This window comes from Planococcus salinus, assembly GCF_003719725.1.
GTDB lineage: Bacteria > Bacillota > Bacilli > Bacillales_A > Planococcaceae > Planococcus > Planococcus salinus.
The window spans coordinates 245614-264471 of the sequence record NZ_RIAX01000004.1 but is presented as its reverse complement, the minus strand read 5'-3'; the positions used below and the strand labels follow the sequence as shown (position 1 = coordinate 264471).

The following is an 18858-nucleotide window of genomic DNA, read 5'->3' as shown; positions in this document are numbered from 1 at the left end:
CGCAATTCCGGCACAATTCGGTTTCTGGTTTTACAGCCGCTTTTGCGATATTGCTTCGCGCATGTCATGGAGCGCTTTTTTGCCTTCATCACCACGGGCTATCATCAGATTCGTATACAGGGCATCAATCAGACTGAGCTGGGCGATACGGGACGCTAAAGCTTCCGAACGGAAATCTGTTTCTTCGGAAATGGTGTACAAAGCGATATCCGCATCTTTTGACAGCGGTGATTTTGCGAAATTGGTGACACAAATGACGGTTGCATTCTTTTCCTTTAAAATGCGCAGGACATCCAGTACATCAGTGGTGGAACCGGAATGGGAAACGACAATTGCCACATCATCTGGTGTCATTTGGGAAGCCGCCATAAGCTGCATATGGGAGTCCAGAGCCATCGTCACATGCACGCCGAGGCGGATAAATTTGTGATAACCGTCCATGGCGACGATAGCGGAACCGCCATTTCCGAAAAACTCCACTTTCCGGGCCTTCAAAATAACCGCCACCGCTTTTTCCAGTGCTTCGCCATCAACAATCTGCAATGTATCTTCCAAGGTTTTGATATTTGACCGGAATACTTTTTCCGTTACGCTTTGAACGCTGTCGCCTTGTTCGATTTTTTCGTGAATATCCTTTAAAGGAGCGACCACTTCTGCAGCCAGTGAAATTTTGAATGCCTGAAAACCTTTAAAGCCAATGCGTTGGCAAAAGCGGAAGACCGTAGATTCCGCCAATCCCAGTTCATCGGCTATTTGGTTGATGGTCAGATGAATGATATTGCGCGGATCTTCAAGTATAAAATCGGCAATCTTTTTTTCTTTGTCGCTGAAATGGCGGTAACTGCCCCGTACCGCAGCCAGCGCGAATCGTTGTTCTTTCATAAATTAAAGCCTCGTTTCTATATGGTTATTCTATCTATAGAAAATTTGTGTTTACTTTGTCTAATTATACAATACCATGCTTGTGCGCGGAAAAATATTTGATATAATAAACTCAATACGGAAAAATATTCTTTTACTTCTAGGAGGAACAACTATGCAAATCGGAGTTATCGGTTTAGGGAAAATGGGTCTGAATTTGGCACTCAATTTAACGGATCATAATCACCAAGTCATCGGCTATGATAAACAGGCAGAAATAGAAGAAAGCGGTTTCAATCGGGCTGCTTCCATAAAAGAACTAGTAGAAGCGCTTGAAGCACCGCGGACCATCTGGCTCATGGTACCTGCAGGACAAGTGACAGAAAGCGTGATCGAGGAGTTAAAAACGCTTCTTGAAGAAGGGGATTCAATCATTGATGGCGGAAACTCGAATTACAAAGACACGGTCCGTCGCGCGGCTGAACTTCAGGAACAAGGGCTTTTCTTTTTCGACTGCGGTACAAGTGGGGGAACAGAAGGTGCACGACATGGCATTTGTTCGATGATCGGCGGAGACGCGGAAAAATTCAAGGACATTGAACCGTTATTCCAGGACATTTCAGTTGAAGGAGGCTACCTTTACACCGGAAAATCGGGCAGCGGTCATTTTTTGAAAATGGTCCATAATGGCATTGAATACGGAATGATGCAGTCCATCGCGGAAGGTTTTGAGATTCTGAACAAAAGCGAATTTGATTTTGACTATGAAAACGTTGCCGGCGTCTGGAACAACGGTTCCATTATTCGCTCGTATCTGATGGGACTGACGCAGAACGCCTTTTCAAAAGACGAGAAACTGGAAGGCATCAGAGGCGTCATGAACTCTTCTGGAGAAGGAAAATGGACGGTGGAAACGGCGCTCGACTTGAATGTGCCGGCACCTGTCATCACGCTGTCGCTTATGATGCGTTACCGTTCGCTTGAGGACGATACGTTCACAGGAAAAGTGGTTGCCGCGCTGCGCAATGAATTTGGCGGGCATGCAGTCGAGAAAAAATAATACACAAAATGCTTCACTTACTGAGGAGGAAATACATTGTCAGGTTCAACATTAATTTTGGTGGCGGTTGCCAGCATCTTTGTGCTGCTGTTTTTGGTGATCCGCACGAAGTTGCATGCGTTTGTCGCACTTTTACTTGTTAGTTTGCTGCTCGGTATTGCAGCCGGCATGCCGCTTGGCCAAGTTATTGAGTCCATCCAGAACGGGATGGGCGGTACGCTCGGTTTTGTGGCAGTTGTTGTCGGACTTGGTGCCATGTTTGGCAAGATGTTGGAAGTATCAGGCGGAGCAGAACGTCTGGCTGCGACGATGATCGGAAAATTCGGGGAAGACAAAGCACAATGGGCGCTTGGAATCACCGGTTTTATTGTAGCGATTCCTGTATTTTTTGACGTTGGCTTCATTATCCTTGTACCGATCGTCTATAGTTTGGCGAAAAAGACCGGCAAGTCGCTTTTGCATTACGGCATCCCGCTGCTGGCAGGTCTTGCTGTTACACATAGTTTTATCCCGCCTACACCGGGACCGATTGCAGTTGCAGAGCTCGTAGGAGCGGAACTGGGCTGGGTCATTTTATTTGGTGTCCTCGCCGGGATCCCATCAATGATTTTAGCGGGTCCGATGTTCGGCCGTTTTATCGGCAAACGGATTCAAGTCGCAATACCGGATTATATGGAAATTGAAGAGCGTGAATACGATAAGGAATTGCCAAGTTTCGGCATGATTATTTCACTGATTCTGATTCCGCTCGTGTTGATCTTATTTAATACTTTGTCTGCTGTGTTATTGGATGAAGGGAATACGGTCCGTGAAATTTTGACGTTCCTTGGACATCCATTCGTCGCCTTGACAATTGCTACAATGATGACATTTTACTTTCTTGGAACACGTCGTGGTTATTCACGTCAGGAAGTGCAGGAGATTGCGACAAAAGCGCTGGAACCTGCAGGGATTATTATCCTTGTCACTGGAGCGGGTGGCGTCTTCAAACAAGTTCTGATCGATTCGGGTGTCGGTGAGGTACTCGGTGAAATGATGGGTGGCTCTGCACTTCCGCCGATTGTCCTGGCTTTTCTGATTGCAACGGCCGTCCGTGTCGCGCAGGGATCTGCAACGGTTGCCATGGTCACAGCTGCCGGTTTGATCACACCTCTTCTGGAAATCACTGGTATGGAAGGGCCCGCTCTCGGACTGATTGTCATTGCCATTGCTGCGGGTGCGACTGTCCTGTCCCATGTCAATGATTCTGGGTTCTGGCTCGTCAACCGTTTCTTCGGCATGAGTGTCAAAGATACATTAAAGTCATGGACGATTATGGAAACCATCATCGGACTTACCGGTTTCGTGGTAGTATTAATCATAAGCTTTTTCATCTAGTAATCCCGGAAAAGAAAAAGGAATCATTCCTTTTTCTTTTTCTATGCGTATAAAGGAGGGCTAACATGCCTGAACAATCCTATTATTTAGGAGTGGACATCGGAACGACTTCGACAAAAGCCGTTCTGTACAACAAACAAGGAAAAGTGATGGAATGTGAGACGGTTCTGTATCCGTTGCATACACCGAATCCGGTGACAGCGGAGCAGGATCCCGAAGAAATCTTCCGAGCCGTGCTCGCTGCCGTCCGTGAAACGGTACGGAGAAGTGCTATTCGCCCGGAAACATTGAAGCTGGTATCATTCAGTTCGGCGATGCACAGCCTAATTGCAGTCGATAAAAAAGGAAATCTTCTAACGAATAGCATTACATGGGCAGACACCAGAAGCGCAAAACATGCAAAACGCATTAAACAAGAAATGAATGGACATGAAATATATTTGCGCACCGGAACACCCATTCATGCCATGTCACCACTTTCCAAATTGGTCTGGCTGAAAGCGGAAAAGCCGGACGTATGTGAGCGCGCAGCTAAGTTCATCGGTATCAAAAGTTTTATTTTTCATAAATTATTCGGTGAATATGTCGTCGACCATTCCATTGCTTCAGCAACCGGTTTGTTCAACTTAGAGCAGCTCGATTGGGACAAGGAAGCTTTGCATGTTGCCGGCGTTACGGCGGACCACTTGGCGATACCGGTTCCGACCACACATCAGATGAAGGGTTTAGCACCGGAATTTGCCGCTTTTATGGGCATTCCGGAAAATGTACCATTCATTGTGGGGGCAAGCGACGGAGTCCTGGCAAACCTGGGGGTGAATGCCATCGAACCCGGCGTTATCGCAGTGACGATTGGAACGAGCGGTGCTATCCGTACAGTTTCACCTGTGCCGAAAACCGATCCAAAAGAACGGACTTTCTGTTACGCTTTGACGGAAAACCATTGGATCATCGGTGGACCGGTCAATAACGGCGGTATCATTTTACGGTGGCTTCGTGATGAACTTGCATCATCGGAAGTGGAGACGGCAAAGCGCCTCGGTATGGATCCATACGATGTGCTGACGAAAATTGCTTCCACCGTCAATCCAGGGTCGGATGGTCTGCTGTTTCATCCTTATATGACTGGGGAAAGGGCGCCGCTTTGGGATGCCAATGCACGCGGTTCGTTTTTCGGGCTCAGCATCCACCATCAGAAACAGCACATGATCCGCGCTGTGCTGGAAGGCATCGTTTTTAACTTATACACGGTCCTGCTGGCTCTTGAAGAATTGGCAGGAGAACCGACACGCATCCAGGCTTCCGGTGGTTTTGCCCGTTCTGAAATGTGGCGCCAGCTTATGGCAGACGTTTTTGACAAACCGGTAATTGTTCCTGAAAGCTTTGAAAGTTCCTGCCTGGGGGCGGTCGTTCTTGGCATGTACGCAGTGGGGGAAATCGACGACTTCAGCATTGTTTCCGATATGATTGGTGAAACGCATACGCACCATCCAAACGCAGCAACAAGCGAAATCTATAAAGAACTGCTGCCAATTTATATCCGGCTGTCGCGCCTTTTGACCGAGGAGTACGAAAGTATTTCAGATTTCCAAAGAAAGCATTTGGGATAGGAACGTAAAGGCGGCAGTTGGAATTCGCCGAGCTGGGAAAACAACGATTGAATAAGAAATGCCCGTGGCCATTTGCAACTGGTCGCGGGTTTTTTATGTTGAGAAATCCCAAAACTTCTTTGAATGGAATTCATCGAAGCCGGGCCTTTCAGCTGCTTTGATTGAATGGGAATTTGTCAGAAAATAGAATGAAAGATTATAAACGTGATTGAAGGATGCTACAATAAACCAGATGAAACGGCTTACTTAAAGAAAGAAGCGCGAATTAAGCCTCCTGAATTTGATTGAAGAAAGAGCGATTGGTATTTATTTTTGTTTCACGTGGAACATCGGCAAGCAGGAACAGATGAATATTCAATTAGGGAAACTTATTGATGGAAGAGGTTTCTCGGTCTCTTGATTGGAAAATGAATCACGCCAAAGAAAGGAAAACGGAATTATGAATATTCAATCAGAAAGGCTGCAGTTTCGGTTCTATACCGATGAAGATTTTAACTTTTTGGCGTCGATGACAGCTGATCCGAAAATGATGCGCTTTATTGGAGACGGTAAAACCCGTAACAGGGAGGGGGCGCTTCGATTTTTGTATTGGATTTACCGGGGTTATGAAGAAAATCCGGAGTTGGGCCTGCGGCTGCTGGTTCGGAAAAGTGATGGCAAGCGCCTCGGTCATGCCGGAATTGTTCCTCAAATAGTGGAAGGAGTAGAGGAAACCGAAATTGGTTATTGGATATTTCCGGATTTTTGGGGACAGGGATATGCCACGGAAGCGGCCAAAGCGCTCGCGGAGTATGGCTTTACTACACTCCGAAAACATAGATTGGTATCGTTGATCCAGCGAGGGAATGAGGCTTCCAGAAAAGTTGCCGAAAAAATAGGGATGGAATTGGAAAAGGAAAGCTGGATATCGGGCCAGCTTGTTTGTGTGTATGTTTTAGAGAAAAAGAAAGAGGAAATGTAAGGTCAGTCTTTTCTCTCGTTCTATTTCACCAGTACAAAAAAGAGTAATATTCCCGAATACCACTTCTGTATTCCAGTCCTTCTTAAAGTCTAAAAAAGAAAAACAGCACGCTGCTTTCGAGAACTGCAGCGTAGTGTCTTTCTTTTACAGGAAAATTATTGTGGATAACTGAAAATCAAAGATGAAGTCTTTTACCCACATGTGGATAAAACTTGACGCCTTCTTTATCCACAATTCCTATCAGTCCATTTTTTCGACTTCCTGCAGCATTTTGTCGTAATTCAAAGCTCCAGGGGCTACATAAGAAATGCGGCCTTGTGTATCAATCATGTAAGAAGTGGGATAGGCCCGCACCTGATACAGATCAGAAACGGTCGATTCTTCATCCATCGGAATGGGAAAGGTGAGTCCTAACTCTTCCACAAACTCCGCCGCTTTTGACGCGCTGCTTTCCGTATCGGTTAAATTGACTGCCAAAATTTCAATATCGGTTTGTTCATATAATTTTTGCATATCCGGCATTTCCGCACGGCAAGGCGGACACCAGGTCGCCCAAAAATTGATGAACACTTTTTGTCCCCGATAATCTGACAAACGCATCGTCTCGCCTTGCGCTGTTGTCAATTCGAAATCAGGCGCTGTTTGGCCGATTGCTAACCCTGTGTCGCTGTCTGTATCTGCCGCTTCTTCCGGAGCAGTGACAAAATCAAAGACAGCCCAGAAAAGCATGGCTGCAATCAGCAAAATAAATACTGTTTTTTTCATTGTTGGATACCTCCCATACGGTCTTCCTCAGATTGGCCTTTTCTTCGACTGAAACCGATTAAGACAAAGCCGGTCAATACAAATACACCAATAAACCATGGTGCCATCAGGAACCCGAAAATTGCCATATAGGGTTGCAGTAAATGAAGCGCACCCATTCCGATGCCGAAAGCTGCAAGTACAACGATAAAGAGCGAAGACGGTGATATCCGCTCTTTAAAAAAGAAGAACAACAACAGCAGCAAAGCCATTAGCACCAGGTTCCCGACAGAGAGGGAGTTGTCGAACCATATCAGCTGGATAAACTCATAGACAAATGCAGCTGTCACAAGCACATAGATAATAGACTGGACAAAAAGAAAAGCCTGTATTGTCCCTTTTCTGGACTGGTAGAAAATAAGTCCGAAACTGAACAGCACCGCCAAATAAAAAGCACTGGAATCAGCAGGGTATGCAAGTACTGCAAGAGGATCCTGTATAAACAATGAAAGATTCAATAATATTTTCGCCAACCACAAAAAAAGGACAAAATTAACCAGCTGGGAAATAATAGTTTCTATTCGTTTTTTCTTCTGTTCTTTTGAAGCGGCATCCAATAGATAAAAAGATGCGATCCCAGCTGCCACGCTAATGACAATAACGAAGATGGATAGGAATTTACTTGCCACAATCATAGAAACACCCCTGTTTTCCTGCAAGTCTATCCCCAGTATAACGAATTCACTTAGTAGAGAGGTGCTGAGCGTATTGGTTTCATTCGCAAAAGTGACGGTCTTATGGCAGTTTTTCAGATTACACATTTGTTTGCAATATCAATAATAAGATTGAACCGGCAAACTAACGGGTAAAAAGGAGGTAAACTGCAGTTGAGGAGGAAGAACAGTAATGGACAGTAAACAACTGGACCACCGTGCGAACTACCGGAAAAAGAACTTCAAAAAGCTTTCCTTGAAAAAGATGAAAGACCAAGTGATTGTCATTACCGGTGCCTCAAGCGGAATTGGTTTAGTGACTGCCAGAATGGCCGCTTCAAAAGGGGCGAAAGTGGTGGTGGCTGCGAGAAACGAAGAAGCATTGAAACAACTGGTTGATGAACTGAGAAGCAAAGGCCATGATGCTGTATGGGTAACGGCAGACGTGGGAAGGCAAGAGGATGTTAACCGGATTGCCGAAGCGGCGATACGCGAATTTGGAACATTTGATACGTGGGTCAATAATGCGGGGTTGTCCATCTTCGGAGAAGCGATGGAAGTCGGCATTGAAGACATGAAGCGGGCTTTCGACACCAATTTCTGGAGCGTCGTATATGGTTCAAGAGCGGCGGTCAAGCATTTTAAAGAAAGAGGAGTTCCAGGTGCGTTGATCAATGTGGGAACGGTTTACGGAGATAGAGGAGTAGTCCTTCAATCGACTTATTCCGCCGCCAAATTTGCCGTGCATGGATGGACGGAAAACCTTCGGATGGAACTTGAAAAAGAAAGTGCCCCTGTTTCTGTCACGCTGATTCATCCAGGAAGAATCGATACACCATACAATGAGCATGCCAGAAGCTATTTGATCAAGCAACCTGCCCATATCGGCATGATGTATGCGCCGGAAGTGGTAGCAGAAGCTGTACTGTACGCAGCTCAGCATCCAAAACGGGATTTGTACGTCGGATCGCAGGCGAAATTTGGTGCGATGCTCGGTTTACTGGCTCCGCGATTCACCGATAAGTTCATGGAAACCACCATGTATCGTACCCAGCAATCCAACAGGCCTTCTCGGTCGGTTGAAGACAATGCGTTATATCGACCAGGCTACGGAATGCATGAAAGGGGAACGAACAAAGGATGGGTGCGTTCAGACAGCTTTTACGTAAAAGCTCAAAAGCATCCTGTCCTTTCCGCTGTCATCATCGCGGGAATCGGATCGATGATCTGGAAAGCTGCTGTCAATCAGAACAACTGATGCATCCGGTGTAAACGGAAAACCGCTTTGCTCTAAGAAAGCAAAGCGGTTTTCCACTACGTGTCATCCCGTTACCAAATCATCAGTCCGGACCACCAGGACGTCACATTTTGCATAGCGGACTATCCGTTCGGAGACACTGCCTAAAATCAGCCGTTCTCCCGCATTTAACCCGGTGGCTCCACAGACAATGAGGTCTGCTCCGATTCTGGGCGCCAATTCCTGCGGGATCAGAATTTTAGGAGAGCCCCGCTCAATGATTATATCCACCTGTTCCACTCCGGCTTCAACTGCCTTTTCCTGATAACCGGCCAACAATTCCTTGGCATAGCTTTTTTCGCGCGCTCCGCTCGTCCGGTCGTATGCTTCAATCATGCCGAATGCATTGTCATGAATGATATACGTTAAGTACAAAGCTGCCCGGTTCCGAACTGCGATATCAATCGCTTTTTTTACTGCCCAAGCCGCTTCTTTTGACCCGTCAGCTGCCACTAATACCCGTGAATATCGTAAAGTCATTTTCTACGCCTCCTTGTTTTAAATAGAACATTCGCTACCAGGGAAGCCAGTTCCTGCTTTCAAGGAAGTTTGTTGATGAAAAACTATGAAGGGAGACCGAAGCAAAAAAACAACCTGCATCAAAGATACAGGCTGTTCGGGTCAGTAAATATAAGGAGCTGGATTGATTGCGTTGGAGCGTGCACCATTCCATGAACCAACATGGATTTCAAAATGAAGGTGAGGACCGGTCGAGCGTCCTGTGCTGCCCATTGCTCCAATATTTTGTCCTTGTGATACGGATTGTCCAACTCGGGCATTGATGGAATTCATATGGCCATATACGGTTGCATACGAACGGCCGTTGATTGAATGGGTGATAATGACCACATTTCCATAACCGCCCATGTATCCAGCGTGGGAAACGTATCCGCTGGCTGCTGCTACAATTGGTGTTCCTGTTACATTTGCAATATCAAGCCCCAGGTGAGATTCTGCGCCTGCTCCGATATCGCGTCCACCAAATCCGGAAGTGCGCCGGCCTTGTGCAGGGCGGATAAAGTTGGAGCTTCCAGAAGCTACTGAAGCTGTAGACGCTGCATACGAGACATTGGATTTAGCAGCAGCTGCCGCTTGTGCTTTTCTCTCGGCAGCCTGTTTGCGTTTCCGTTCTGCTTCGGCTTTTCTTGCCAATTCTGCTAATCTTGCTTGCTCTTTGGAAATTTGTTTTTCCAGATCGGCGCTGATGCCAGCGACTTTGTTATGCTCTTTTTCCAGGTCGGCTTTTTCTTTTGCCAAGCGGTTTTGTTCCGCTTTCAACTCTTTTTCAAGTTGCGCTTGTTGCTCTTTTTGGTCATCAAGGGAGTCTTTGAGTTCCACCAGTTCGGCTTTTCTTTCCTCTTGTTCCGCCAGCTTTGTTTCCACTTCCGCTTTTTGCTCGGACAGCAGTTTTTTATCTTCCGCTTGTTCCCGCATGATTTCGCGGTCTGCTTCGATCAATGTATTTACAGCAGAAAAACGGTCGATAAAATCAACAAAGCTGTTGGCTCCCAGCAATACATCTATGTAATCCACAGAACCGCCGCTGAGTTGAATAGCACGGGCACGTTCTTTCAATAACTCTTCCCGCTCCGCGATTTTTCTCTCAAGTTCTTCAATCGAAGCTTTCAGTTCTTCGATTTCTGCTTTTGTTTGATCGATTTCCGCTTGTACATAATCAATTTTGTCTTCTGTTTCCTGGATTTTGCCATCCAGCTCTTCGATTTTGCTGATGATCTTTTCCAGCTCTGTTTGGTTTTCCGATAACTCGTGGGCTTTCTGCTGAATACCGGAATTCAATTCACTTTGCTTTTGTTCAGCTTGCTGCTTTTTTTTCTCTAAGTCACTTAAAGTATCGGCATATGCCGTTGGGAGCAGCGTCGTAAAGATTAATAAAGTCGCTATCAATGCTGTCATCCATTTGAATTTTAAATTCACGTTCTCTTTCTCCTTCCACTGTCTTCTTGCGATTTTATATGTAGGTTATATTATTCCCCGAAAATTACAGGCAGTGATTATTGTATCACTTCAAACATATTTTTTTATTACAGTTTTATATCAATCTCAATTCAAACTCGCAACAGCGTGTAATAAAGGAAAAATTAACTAAAGTCTAATAATAATATGGAATTAAAAGGTTAATAAAATGATATAGTTATATATCTTTCATCTTTGCACAGGATTTTAGAGAGCCAAAAATACAGCAGTCTGTCTTAATAGGAAGCAGGATTGATGTGAAGAAGGATAGAATCGCAGTTCCTCAATAGGGAAACCCGAAATGTCTGAAGAATTTCATTGTGCGTTTTTTAATGGGTGGCTGATGTATCCTTCTGTCGACACTCTGTATTGTCAGACTATTGTCATTTCTGATATAGTGGAAACGAGGGCAGTATCGCTTGCGAACTGCACCGGCAGTAAAATGGGTAATGCAACTGAATAAGTCTGCCTTGATCTTATGAATGACAGGGACGGAGGAAACCAATTACGGAATTTACTGCCCTTCTGTCCATATTGGAACAGAAGGGCTTTTTAAACGGTTTTCTCCCCGAAAGGAGAGAAAAATGATGAAGAATACCGGAACGTTCATCAAAATGAAGCAACAAAACGAAAAAATCGCAATGCTGACCGCCTATGATTATCCATCGGCAAAGCAGGCGGAAGAAGCAGGCGTCGACGTGATCCTGGTAGGAGATTCGCTCGGCATGGTCGTGCTCGGTTACGAGTCCACAGTGAAAGTGACAGTCGATGATATGATTCATCACGGAAAAGCGGCACGCCGGGGCGCACAGGACACTTTTCTCGTGGTCGACATGCCGTTTGGGTCGTTCCAGGGAAGCGTAGACCGCACACTGGATAATGCCATGAGGATTTTCCAGGAGACCGGTGCCGAAGCATTGAAGCTGGAAGGTGCGGATGAAGTGGTGGAGGTTACACGTTTACTGACACGCACCGGCATTCCGGTAGTCGCACATCTCGGTCTGCTTCCACAAACGGCAGGTGTCATTGGCGGTTACCGTGTACAAGGAAAGACAGCGGATGCTGCCAAAAAATTGATTGATGATGCAAAAGCGTGCGAAGCGGCAGGTGCTTGTCTGATTGTGCTTGAATGCATTCCGTATCAGCTGGCGCGTGAAGTGACAGCTGCTGTATCGGTTCCGGTCATCGGCATTGGCGCCGGCAGTGAGACGGATGGACAAGTGTTGGTGTATCACGACATTTTAAAATACGGATCACACCATTTGCCGAAATTTGTCCGCTCTTACGCTGAAGCTGGTGAAATTATGAAGAATGGTTTGAACGCTTACGTAACGGAAGTGAAGTCGGGGGAGTTCCCGGCAGAAGAACACCGTTTTACCATGAAAGAAGACGAGCTGCAGCAGCTGTACGGCGGCAAAGGATAACCAGAAAATAAATATACAATGTTCATGTCCACAAAAGACCCGCCTCTTCGTTTTGAGGCGGGTCTTTTGTGATGAAAAATAAGGCAAAGCATTGTGTTAGTATGTTTTGATTTCCCACGTATGGTCGAATTCGATGGCTCCTTTAAGCGTTTGGGCCACTGGACATCCCTGCTCAAATACAGCCAGGGCGCGTTCTGCAGCAGCTTGCTTGCCGTCAGGCACTTTCAATTGGTAATGGCAGCTGATTTTTGTAACTTTTAACACGCCTTCAGGTGCTTCAATGGTACCCTGCACTTTAGCTTGCACTTTATCTGGTGAAGTCGGAATTTTACGCGCTTCCAGCGCGCCTGATAATGTGCCGACCAGTCAACCGCCAGCAGCTGCAACAATGTGGTCAAGTGTCGAAGGGTACTGAATTTCCGTATCGGTGCCATAAAACTCCCGGACTCCGCCATGGACACCATACATCACAGGGTCTTCAAATCCGTTGATGTAAGCTTCACGGATTTTGTTGGCCGTATCCTTTTGAATAATGGTAATTTCGGTTAACTCAATGGGTTCGCTCACTTTTATCACCACCTTTTCCTAAGAATAAAGGGAAATTGTTTCAACTGCAAACGATTCAGAAGGCATACAGCGAACAAGCAGATGGAATACAGAGGTGAAAAAGTCAGAATTTATTGTACAATGAAGTATGAAGAAGGAGATAAATGCAAAGGAGAATGCCATCTTGAACAATAAATTTGTATTTGCGCTACTGGTTATCCTGACAACCAGTTTAATGGGTTCTTCTTTTGCTGTTGGAAAAATTGGCTTGGAATATATATCTCCATTACTGCTTGTGGGCATCCGTTTTACATGCGCTGGCCTGATCATGGTCGTTTTTGTGCTGTTGTTCAAACGGCCGCATCCTGAAAGGGCGACTGACTGGCTGCGGATAGCTGTAATAGGAACCATTCAAACGGCTGGCGTCATGGGTGCGATCTTTCTCAGTTTGCGGACAATCACAGCGGGAGAGTCAGCGATCTTAACGTTTACAAACCCACTTCTCGTTGTCATCTTTGGTACTCTGCTCATCGGTATTCGATACCGCACAGTTCAATGGGGTGGAGTGATTGCCGGATTTACAGGAGTGTTCATCACGATGGGAGGCCAGCTGCAAATGGAAATTGGCACTTTTTTTGGATTTGCCAGCGCCATTTGCTGGGCAGTCGGCACACTGCTGATCAAGCAATGGGGGCAGCGATTTGATACATGGGTCCTTACTGCTTACCAGATGCTGTGCGGGGGAATACTGTTGCTGATCGGAAGTGTTTTCCTGGAAAACACGGAGCTGGTTATGAATCCAACGTCGATATTCGTCATTTTATGGCTGGCCATTCCCGCTTCCATCGTTCAGTTTGCCATTTGGTTTTTCCTTCTGCAGAAAGGAAACCCGGGCAAAGTCAGTGCCTTTCTGTTTTTAGCGCCTTTCTTTGGTGTCATCTCGGGTTGGCTGTTGCTGGATGAACAACTCGGCTGGTCCCTGTTACTGGGAGGGGCGCTGATTTTCACAGGCATTTTTCTGGTGAACTGGCCGGAAAAAGATGTGCACCAAACGGTGGCTGAACGCGCTGTCCGTTAAACTTTCTTTCAGTAGGGGTCTGTGATAAGCTGTACTTCATCTAGCTTGTAATAAGCAGCAGTAATGGAGTGAAGACATGACGAAAAAAGCGAAAGCAAAAAGCGGTGTGGGAAGAGGAACCGGCAAAAAAGGCTGGAACCGCTGGAAAGCCGGTGCCAACAAAGCAAAAAGTGCCAAACCATACACCAGCAAACGCACAAAGAAAGCAGAAACACCAAAAGACAACAAAAACACGCAATCCGAATGGGTTGACGGATAAAACATAAGTTTTACAAAAATCTCCCCGGTCCTTTTAAAGGACGGGGATTTTTTATGGACGTAAAGAAGAGAAAGAAAAACAACGAACGTTAATACACTATTTCCCGGGAAATAAAAACAGGGAAATTGATGCGAAAAGGCGGAAGCTGTAAACTGAAAGAGTCAGCAAAAAGACAAGGAGGGGTAAAAATGGCGGAAAACATGAATGCACAACAGTATGCCAAGCGTTTGGAAAATACGGAAAAACCGTTTGTTCTTGAATTCGGAGCGGATTGGTGACCAAGCTGCCGTTTCTTGGGGCCGGTGGTCTCAAACGTAGCTGAACAACTTGATTCAGTCGATTTTTATTATGTCGATGTTGACCAGGCACCTGACCTGGTGAAGCAGTTCGGTGTGCAAAGCATCCCGACGATGGTGCTGTTGAAAGATGGGCAGGAAGCCAATCGTTCGGTCGGCTTTATTCCCGAAGAGCAAGTGGAAGAGTTTGCCCGATCCTAAGTAAAAAGGTGTTCCCGAAAGCGTCTATTCGCTTCGGGAACACCTTTTTTATTGCTTCATTTTTCATAAATTGGGGAACGCGCATAGAGAGCCCTTAACCGTGCATAAAATTCTTTAAGCGCGCATAAAAAATTTTGAACGCAAATAAGTCCACACGAACGAGCAAAAATCCAAATGAACGCGCATAAGTCTTGTCCTGGACCGGCAACATCCAAGCCATGGACTACAAAAGCTTGAATGTATAGCCTTTTTCCCGGATGGCTTCAATTAGCTGCGGCAGTATACCCAAGGTAGGCCGGATCTCGTGGAGCAGAATGATGGCGCCATCTTCCAGATGACTCACTGTATTAGCCACAATTTGCTCCGGACTTTCTTTCAATTCCCAATCAATCGGTGCCACTTTCCACATGACTGTTGTCATTCCCAAGCGCTTTGCAGCTTGAAGTGTATCATCATTGAACTGGCCGAATGGGGGACGGAATAATTTAACGGTCGCTCCGGTGATGGTTTCAATCCGCTGCTGGCTGTTTTTCAACTCGTTGTACTGTTGCTCATGCGTCAATTTTGTCAGATTGACGTGTTTTGTCGCATGTGTGCCAAGCTGATGCCCTTCTTCCAGCACTCTTTTCCAGGGCCGGTCCGGATGCAGCAGACGCGTTTCCCAAAAAAATACCGCAGGCACTCCGTGTTGCTGCAGCACATCCAGAAAACGGGGCAGCAACTTGCTTGGACCATCGTCAAAAGTAAGAACGACTGATTTTTCTTCCGATGGTCCGATGGAGGTTACAATGTCAGGGTTTGTAGAGTCGTACACGACCCTTGTTTGGTCAACTACTCATGGACTTTTGATCATCGAAAGCATCTCCTTGTCATTTCAGATTCCAGCTCCGAAGAAAGAATCTTGACGAATGGATTCATACGTCTCCTCATATTCCGCGTCTTTGAAGTCTTCAGGAGCTCCGTCAAAAATCAGTTTGCCGTCTTTCAACGCGACAATCCGTGTGGCATAGCGTTTAGCCAGTTCAATGTCATGGACATTGATGATCGTCAGCAAGTCCAGGCGATTGTGCATTTCTGTCAACAGCGTAAAAATCCGGTTGGAAGTTCCGGGATCCAGGCTTGCGACAGGTTCATCACCGAGCAGAACTTTCGGCTGCTGTGCCAATGCCCGCGCAATTCCGACGCGCTGCTTTTGGCCACCGCTCAATCTTTCAACTTTGCGCGTGGCCATATCAGAGAGGCCGACTTCGGAAATGACACGTTTCGCAAGATCCAATTCTTCTTTCGTGAACCAGCCAATCAGGTTTTTGAATGACGACCGGTAGCCGAACATGCCGGTCAGCACGTTTTGCATGACCGTCAGTCGCGGTACCAGGCTGAAATGCTGAAAAATCATGCCGGTTTGGCGTCTGACTTTCCTCAATTGCTCTTCCTTCAACAGAGAGATCGGCTGGCCGTCAAAGTAAATTTCTCCACCCGTTGGCTTCTGCAGTCCGTTGATGGTGCGGATAAACGTCGATTTTCCAGCACCGCTTTTTCCCAGCACACATACGAAATCGCCTTTATTCAAAGACAGGCTTATATTCGTAAGTGCTTCGACCTTGGTGTCGGGGTAATGCACAGTCAGGTTTTCCACTTGTATCATACAGCCACTCCTTTAAATAACTCGATTGCGTATAAAGCTGGCCAAAAAGTCGATGACAATAACCATTATCATAATAATCAGGACGTCCAGCGAAACAGCTGAGTATTGAAACGTCTTGAAATCGTTGAACAAACGCTGGCCAATGCCGCCGCCGCCAATAAACCCTAAAATCAGAGAAGTCCGGATGGCGACTTCAAAACGGTAGAAAAACTGGGACAGAACATTTGGCCAGATTTGAGGAAGGATACTGAAAAGGTTGGCCAGCCACTTTTTCGCTCCTACCGCCCGCATGGCTTCCTGAGGGCCTGGATCTGCAGCTTCGATTAATTCCGATACCAGTTTGCCAAAGACACCGACATTGTGGAACATGATGGCGATGACAGCGGGAAACGGGCCAAGGCCGAGCGTCGTCAACAAAATCAGTCCGAAGACGATTTCAGGAACCGAACGGACAAAACTCAGCACCACTCTGGAAACATGGAACAGGATTTTCGACGGCGCTGTATTGCGCGCCGCAATAAAACTGATAGGCAGTGCAATCAGCAGACCGAAAACGCTGCCCAGAAAAGCCATCGCCAATGTTTCAAAGGTATCTTCCATCATACCCGGCAGTTTTGAAAAGTCCATCGGCCACCATTGCGACAAAAAATCGATCATATTACGGAAATCCCTGAATTTCGCCAAATCGAATTCGGTCAGCCGCATGCTGAAATACACCAGCACAAAGAGTATCAACACTGTTATGATATTGCTTTTTTTAAACCACAAGCTGATCAACTCTATTCTTCAATAATTCCTTGCTTTATCGCCGCTTGTTTGATGCTTTCATAATCTTCGTTTGTCGCTTCTGTAAAACCACTGGCTCCAAACGCATTCAGAATTTCCGGGTCATCTATTGCCAGGAACGCTTCACGTAACGTCTCGACGGTTTCCGGATCGGTGCTTTCAAGAACCGCCCAAGGATATTGGAACAAAGGCTCTGATTGCCAAATGATTTTCAATTGTTCTTCATCTATTTTACCAGATTCGACCAATTGGTTGTAAATCGCGCTGTCAATCGCTCCTGCATCCACTTGCTTGTTTTGGACCGATAAAGCCGTGGCATCATGGGAACCGGTAAAACGCACGGAATTGAATTGATGCTCCTGCTCTGATTCATAAACTCCCCGATCCTGCAATTCAATGGAAGGAATCAGCGAGCCGGAAGTTGAATTGGGGTCGCCAAAGGCAAAATCGACTTCTTCCGCATTGCTGAGCAACTCTTCAATAGACGTCCAAGGATTGTCCTGGTGCGTAATGATATAGGAATGATAGAAAGGTTCTCCGTCCACGAGCTGTGTCACAATCGCTTGTGCATTGCTGTTTTGTTCAGCAATCACAAAAGTCAACGGACCAAGATAAGCCATATCGATCTGATTATAGTTCATCGATTCCACTACACCGTTATAATCGGGATAAACTTCAATCTCTACCTCGCGATTCAACTCTTCACTTAAAATAGACTGAAGCTTTTCCATTGCGCCTTCCATTTCACCTTCTGTTTGAGCGGGGATGACTCCGATCGTAAAGGCGTCCTGTTGTTCACCGGTTTCAGGACTTGAACTGTCATCTTCAGAGTTTCCGCATGCTGACAGAATTGCTGTCAGGAAAATCAAGAAAGCCAAAATATTCCACTTCTTCAATGTAAGCACCTCTTTTTCGTTTCGCTTAGTTTTATTCAAACTGTAAAACAAGGACTCCAGAAGAGTCCTTGTTGTTAAATGACTGTAATTCGTCCGGCATTGTCGCCGGTGACTTCCCCAATGACAGCAGACTGTACATGATTCTCTGTCAGTTCACGCTGCAAAGCATCAGCTTCTGCTTCCGGCACCGAAATGAGCAGTCCGCCGGAAGTTACTGCGTCGCAAAGGATCAACTGATCGATTTCATTGACGCTTCCGGCATAATCAATATCTTCAGCAAGCCACTGGTGATTTTTCCGTGTACCGCCAGGAATGACGTTCTGTTCCGCCAGTTCTTTTGCTTTCGACAGGACAGGAACGTCCTTGCTCGATACCGTAATACCGACATCGCCGCCTTTTGCAATTTCCATCGCATGACCGAGAAGTCCAAAGCCGGTCACATCGGTGCAGGCGTTGACTGGGTAGTTCTCCATCACTTCGGCAGCTGTTTTGTTCAGTGTCGCCATGACATTCATGACTTCGTCCAAGTCTTCCTTGTCCAAAATCCCTTGCTTAATGGCTGTCGTTAAAATACCGACACCAATCGGTTTCGTTAAAATGAGCCGGTCTCCGGGTTTTGCCCCCGCGTTGGAACGAATGCGGTCAGGATGGATGGTTCCTGTTACGGAAAGACCAAATTTAGGCTCCTGATCGTCGATGGAATGTCCTCCAACGAGTGTAGCCCCCGATTCCTTCACTTTATCGGCAGCGCCCGCCAAAATATCAGCCAAAATGCTTTTGTCCAATGTATTAATCGGGAAAGCAACGATATTCATGACAGTCAGCGGCTTGCCGCCCATCGCATAAACGTCGCTTAGCGCGTTGGCAGCACCGATTTGTCCAAACATATACGGATCATCGACAATCGGTGTAAAGAAGTCCAATGTCTGGACCAATGCCGTTTCTTCATTGATTTTGTAAACTCCTGCATCATCGGCTGTTTCCAGGCCAACAAGCAGATTGGGATCTTCTACATTTTTCGGTAAATGACGCAGAACCTGCGCCAGGTCATCAGGACCAATTTTGCATCCTCAACCACCTTTGGTTGATAAAGTTGTTAAGCGAACGTTTTCTTTTTCAGCCATTTAACT

At 46.2% G+C, this 18858-nt stretch carries 21 protein-coding genes; 9 read left to right on the top strand and 12 right to left on the bottom strand.

Annotation, left to right across the window (positions count from 1 at the left end; translation table 11 throughout):
* Positions 1–30: 30 nt before the first annotated feature.
* The gene (locus EEX84_RS07895; protein ID WP_123165071.1) at positions 31–882 is read right to left on the bottom strand and encodes a MurR/RpiR family transcriptional regulator; all 852 of its coding nucleotides are present in this window, start codon (positions 880–882) and stop codon (positions 31–33) included.
* A 154-nt stretch (positions 883–1036) separates the two neighbouring features.
* On the opposite strand from EEX84_RS07895, the gene gnd reads away from it, so the two are divergent.
* The 4 genes from gnd to EEX84_RS07875 all read left to right on the top strand — a co-directional run bounded on the left by gnd (position 1037) and on the right by EEX84_RS07875 (position 5869).
* Positions 1037–1921 carry a phosphogluconate dehydrogenase (NAD(+)-dependent, decarboxylating) gene (gene gnd, locus EEX84_RS07890; RefSeq protein WP_123165070.1) on the top strand — a complete coding sequence of 295 codons (885 nt, stop codon included), beginning with the start codon at positions 1037–1039 and terminating at the stop codon, positions 1919–1921.
* Positions 1922–1957: 36 nt separating this feature from the next.
* Positions 1958–3298, top strand: a complete 1341-nt coding sequence (locus EEX84_RS07885; RefSeq protein ID WP_123165069.1) for a GntT/GntP/DsdX family permease — start codon at positions 1958–1960, stop codon at positions 3296–3298.
* A 65-nt stretch (positions 3299–3363) separates the two neighbouring features.
* Positions 3364–4908 (top strand): gluconokinase, encoded by a 1545-nt coding sequence (gene gntK, locus EEX84_RS07880; RefSeq protein ID WP_123165068.1) that lies wholly within the window; start codon positions 3364–3366, stop codon positions 4906–4908.
* A gap of 439 nt (positions 4909–5347) precedes the next feature.
* Entirely contained in the window at positions 5348–5869 is a 522-nt protein-coding gene (locus EEX84_RS07875; protein ID WP_123165156.1) for a GNAT family N-acetyltransferase, read from the top strand.
* A gap of 240 nt (positions 5870–6109) precedes the next feature.
* Here the strand turns inward: EEX84_RS07875 and EEX84_RS07870 are convergent, their stop codons facing one another.
* On the bottom strand, positions 6110–6634 hold the full coding sequence (locus tag EEX84_RS07870) for a peroxiredoxin family protein (RefSeq protein ID WP_123165067.1): 525 nt from the start codon (positions 6632–6634) through the stop codon (positions 6110–6112).
* Positions 6631–7308 (bottom strand): hypothetical protein, encoded by a 678-nt coding sequence (locus tag EEX84_RS16580; protein ID WP_192892934.1) that lies wholly within the window; start codon positions 7306–7308, stop codon positions 6631–6633. The genes EEX84_RS07870 and EEX84_RS16580 overlap by 4 nt, the downstream gene beginning before the upstream one ends.
* A 211-nt stretch (positions 7309–7519) precedes the next feature.
* Here EEX84_RS16580 and EEX84_RS07860 point away from each other — a divergent pair, with 211 nt between their 5' ends.
* Positions 7520–8584, top strand: coding sequence for an SDR family oxidoreductase (locus EEX84_RS07860; RefSeq protein WP_123165066.1), 1065 nt, complete (start codon positions 7520–7522; stop codon positions 8582–8584).
* A 63-nt stretch (positions 8585–8647) separates the two neighbouring features.
* Here the strand turns inward: EEX84_RS07860 and EEX84_RS07855 are convergent, their stop codons facing one another.
* Both EEX84_RS07855 and EEX84_RS07850 read right to left on the bottom strand, forming a co-directional pair.
* Entirely contained in the window at positions 8648–9103 is a 456-nt protein-coding gene (locus EEX84_RS07855; RefSeq protein ID WP_123165065.1) for a universal stress protein, read from the bottom strand.
* Positions 9104–9244: 141 nt separating this feature from the next.
* The gene (locus EEX84_RS07850) at positions 9245–10537 is read right to left on the bottom strand and encodes a murein hydrolase activator EnvC family protein (protein WP_420812565.1); all 1293 of its coding nucleotides are present in this window, start codon (positions 10535–10537) and stop codon (positions 9245–9247) included.
* A gap of 647 nt (positions 10538–11184) precedes the next feature.
* Here EEX84_RS07850 and panB point away from each other — a divergent pair.
* Complete coding sequence (gene panB / locus EEX84_RS07845; RefSeq protein WP_123165063.1) at positions 11185–12021, top strand: 3-methyl-2-oxobutanoate hydroxymethyltransferase; 837 nt, start codon at positions 11185–11187, stop codon at positions 12019–12021.
* 96 nt (positions 12022–12117) lie between these two features.
* Here the strand turns inward: panB and EEX84_RS07840 are convergent, their stop codons facing one another.
* Together EEX84_RS07840 and EEX84_RS07835 are read right to left on the bottom strand one after the other, a co-directional pair.
* A complete protein-coding gene (locus EEX84_RS07840; RefSeq protein ID WP_123165062.1) occupies positions 12118–12387 on the bottom strand; it encodes an OsmC family protein in 270 nt (89 codons plus the stop codon).
* Positions 12388–12588, bottom strand: coding sequence for a hypothetical protein (locus EEX84_RS07835; RefSeq protein ID WP_123165061.1), 201 nt, complete (start codon positions 12586–12588; stop codon positions 12388–12390). It lies immediately after the preceding gene.
* Between the two features lie 163 nt (positions 12589–12751).
* Here EEX84_RS07835 and EEX84_RS07830 point away from each other — a divergent pair, with 163 nt between their 5' ends.
* From EEX84_RS07830 to EEX84_RS07820, 3 genes are all read left to right on the top strand, one after another.
* Positions 12752–13645, top strand: coding sequence for a DMT family transporter (locus EEX84_RS07830; RefSeq protein ID WP_123165060.1), 894 nt, complete (start codon positions 12752–12754; stop codon positions 13643–13645).
* Positions 13646–13721: 76 nt separating this feature from the next.
* A complete protein-coding gene (locus EEX84_RS07825; RefSeq protein ID WP_123165059.1) occupies positions 13722–13904 on the top strand; it encodes a DUF3934 domain-containing protein in 183 nt (60 codons plus the stop codon).
* Between the two features lie 293 nt (positions 13905–14197).
* A complete protein-coding gene (locus tag EEX84_RS07820; RefSeq protein ID WP_123165058.1) occupies positions 14198–14401 on the top strand; it encodes a thioredoxin family protein in 204 nt (67 codons plus the stop codon).
* Positions 14402–14624: 223 nt separating this feature from the next.
* Here EEX84_RS07820 and EEX84_RS07815 read toward each other — a convergent pair whose 3' ends face one another.
* The 5 genes from EEX84_RS07815 to selD form a co-directional block, all read right to left on the bottom strand.
* Positions 14625–15215 (bottom strand): polysaccharide deacetylase family protein, encoded by a 591-nt coding sequence (locus EEX84_RS07815; RefSeq protein WP_123165057.1) that lies wholly within the window; start codon positions 15213–15215, stop codon positions 14625–14627.
* A 60-nt stretch (positions 15216–15275) separates the two neighbouring features.
* A complete protein-coding gene (gene phnC, locus EEX84_RS07810) occupies positions 15276–16046 on the bottom strand; it encodes a phosphonate ABC transporter ATP-binding protein (protein ID WP_123165056.1) in 771 nt (256 codons plus the stop codon).
* Positions 16047–16058: 12 nt separating this feature from the next.
* Positions 16059–16814 carry a phosphonate ABC transporter, permease protein PhnE gene (gene phnE / locus EEX84_RS07805; protein ID WP_123165155.1) on the bottom strand — a complete coding sequence of 252 codons (756 nt, stop codon included), beginning with the start codon at positions 16812–16814 and terminating at the stop codon, positions 16059–16061.
* A gap of 11 nt (positions 16815–16825) precedes the next feature.
* The gene (phnD, locus tag EEX84_RS07800; protein ID WP_123165055.1) at positions 16826–17728 is read right to left on the bottom strand and encodes a phosphate/phosphite/phosphonate ABC transporter substrate-binding protein; all 903 of its coding nucleotides are present in this window, start codon (positions 17726–17728) and stop codon (positions 16826–16828) included.
* 74 nt (positions 17729–17802) lie between these two features.
* A complete protein-coding gene (gene selD / locus EEX84_RS07795) occupies positions 17803–18852 on the bottom strand; it encodes a selenide, water dikinase SelD (RefSeq protein WP_123165054.1) in 1050 nt (349 codons plus the stop codon).
* Between the last annotated feature and the right edge of the window lie 6 nt (positions 18853–18858).

Excerpts from the sequence above, each read along its gene's own strand:
- EEX84_RS16580 (WP_192892934.1), bottom strand. The coding sequence starts at position 7,308 with ATGATTGTGGCAAGTAAATTCCTATCCATCTTCGTTATTGTCATTAGC.
- EEX84_RS07895 (WP_123165071.1), bottom strand. The coding sequence starts at position 882 with ATGAAAGAACAACGATTCGCGCTGGCTGCGGTACGGGGCAGTTACCGC.
- gnd (WP_123165070.1), top strand. The coding sequence starts at position 1,037 with ATGCAAATCGGAGTTATCGGTTTAGGGAAAATGGGTCTGAATTTGGCA.
- phnC (WP_123165056.1), bottom strand. The coding sequence starts at position 16,046 with ATGATACAAGTGGAAAACCTGACTGTGCATTACCCCGACACCAAGGTC.
- EEX84_RS07825 (WP_123165059.1), top strand. The coding sequence starts at position 13,722 with ATGACGAAAAAAGCGAAAGCAAAAAGCGGTGTGGGAAGAGGAACCGGC.
- EEX84_RS07855 (WP_123165065.1), bottom strand. The coding sequence starts at position 9,103 with ATGACTTTACGATATTCACGGGTATTAGTGGCAGCTGACGGGTCAAAA.
- panB (WP_123165063.1), top strand. The coding sequence starts at position 11,185 with ATGAAGAATACCGGAACGTTCATCAAAATGAAGCAACAAAACGAAAAA.
- EEX84_RS07870 (WP_123165067.1), bottom strand. The coding sequence starts at position 6,634 with ATGAAAAAAACAGTATTTATTTTGCTGATTGCAGCCATGCTTTTCTGG.
- EEX84_RS07860 (WP_123165066.1), top strand. The coding sequence starts at position 7,520 with ATGGACAGTAAACAACTGGACCACCGTGCGAACTACCGGAAAAAGAAC.
- EEX84_RS07850 (WP_420812565.1), bottom strand. The coding sequence starts at position 10,537 with ATGACAGCATTGATAGCGACTTTATTAATCTTTACGACGCTGCTCCCA.
- gntK (WP_123165068.1), top strand. The coding sequence starts at position 3,364 with ATGCCTGAACAATCCTATTATTTAGGAGTGGACATCGGAACGACTTCG.
- EEX84_RS07875 (WP_123165156.1), top strand. The coding sequence starts at position 5,348 with ATGAATATTCAATCAGAAAGGCTGCAGTTTCGGTTCTATACCGATGAA.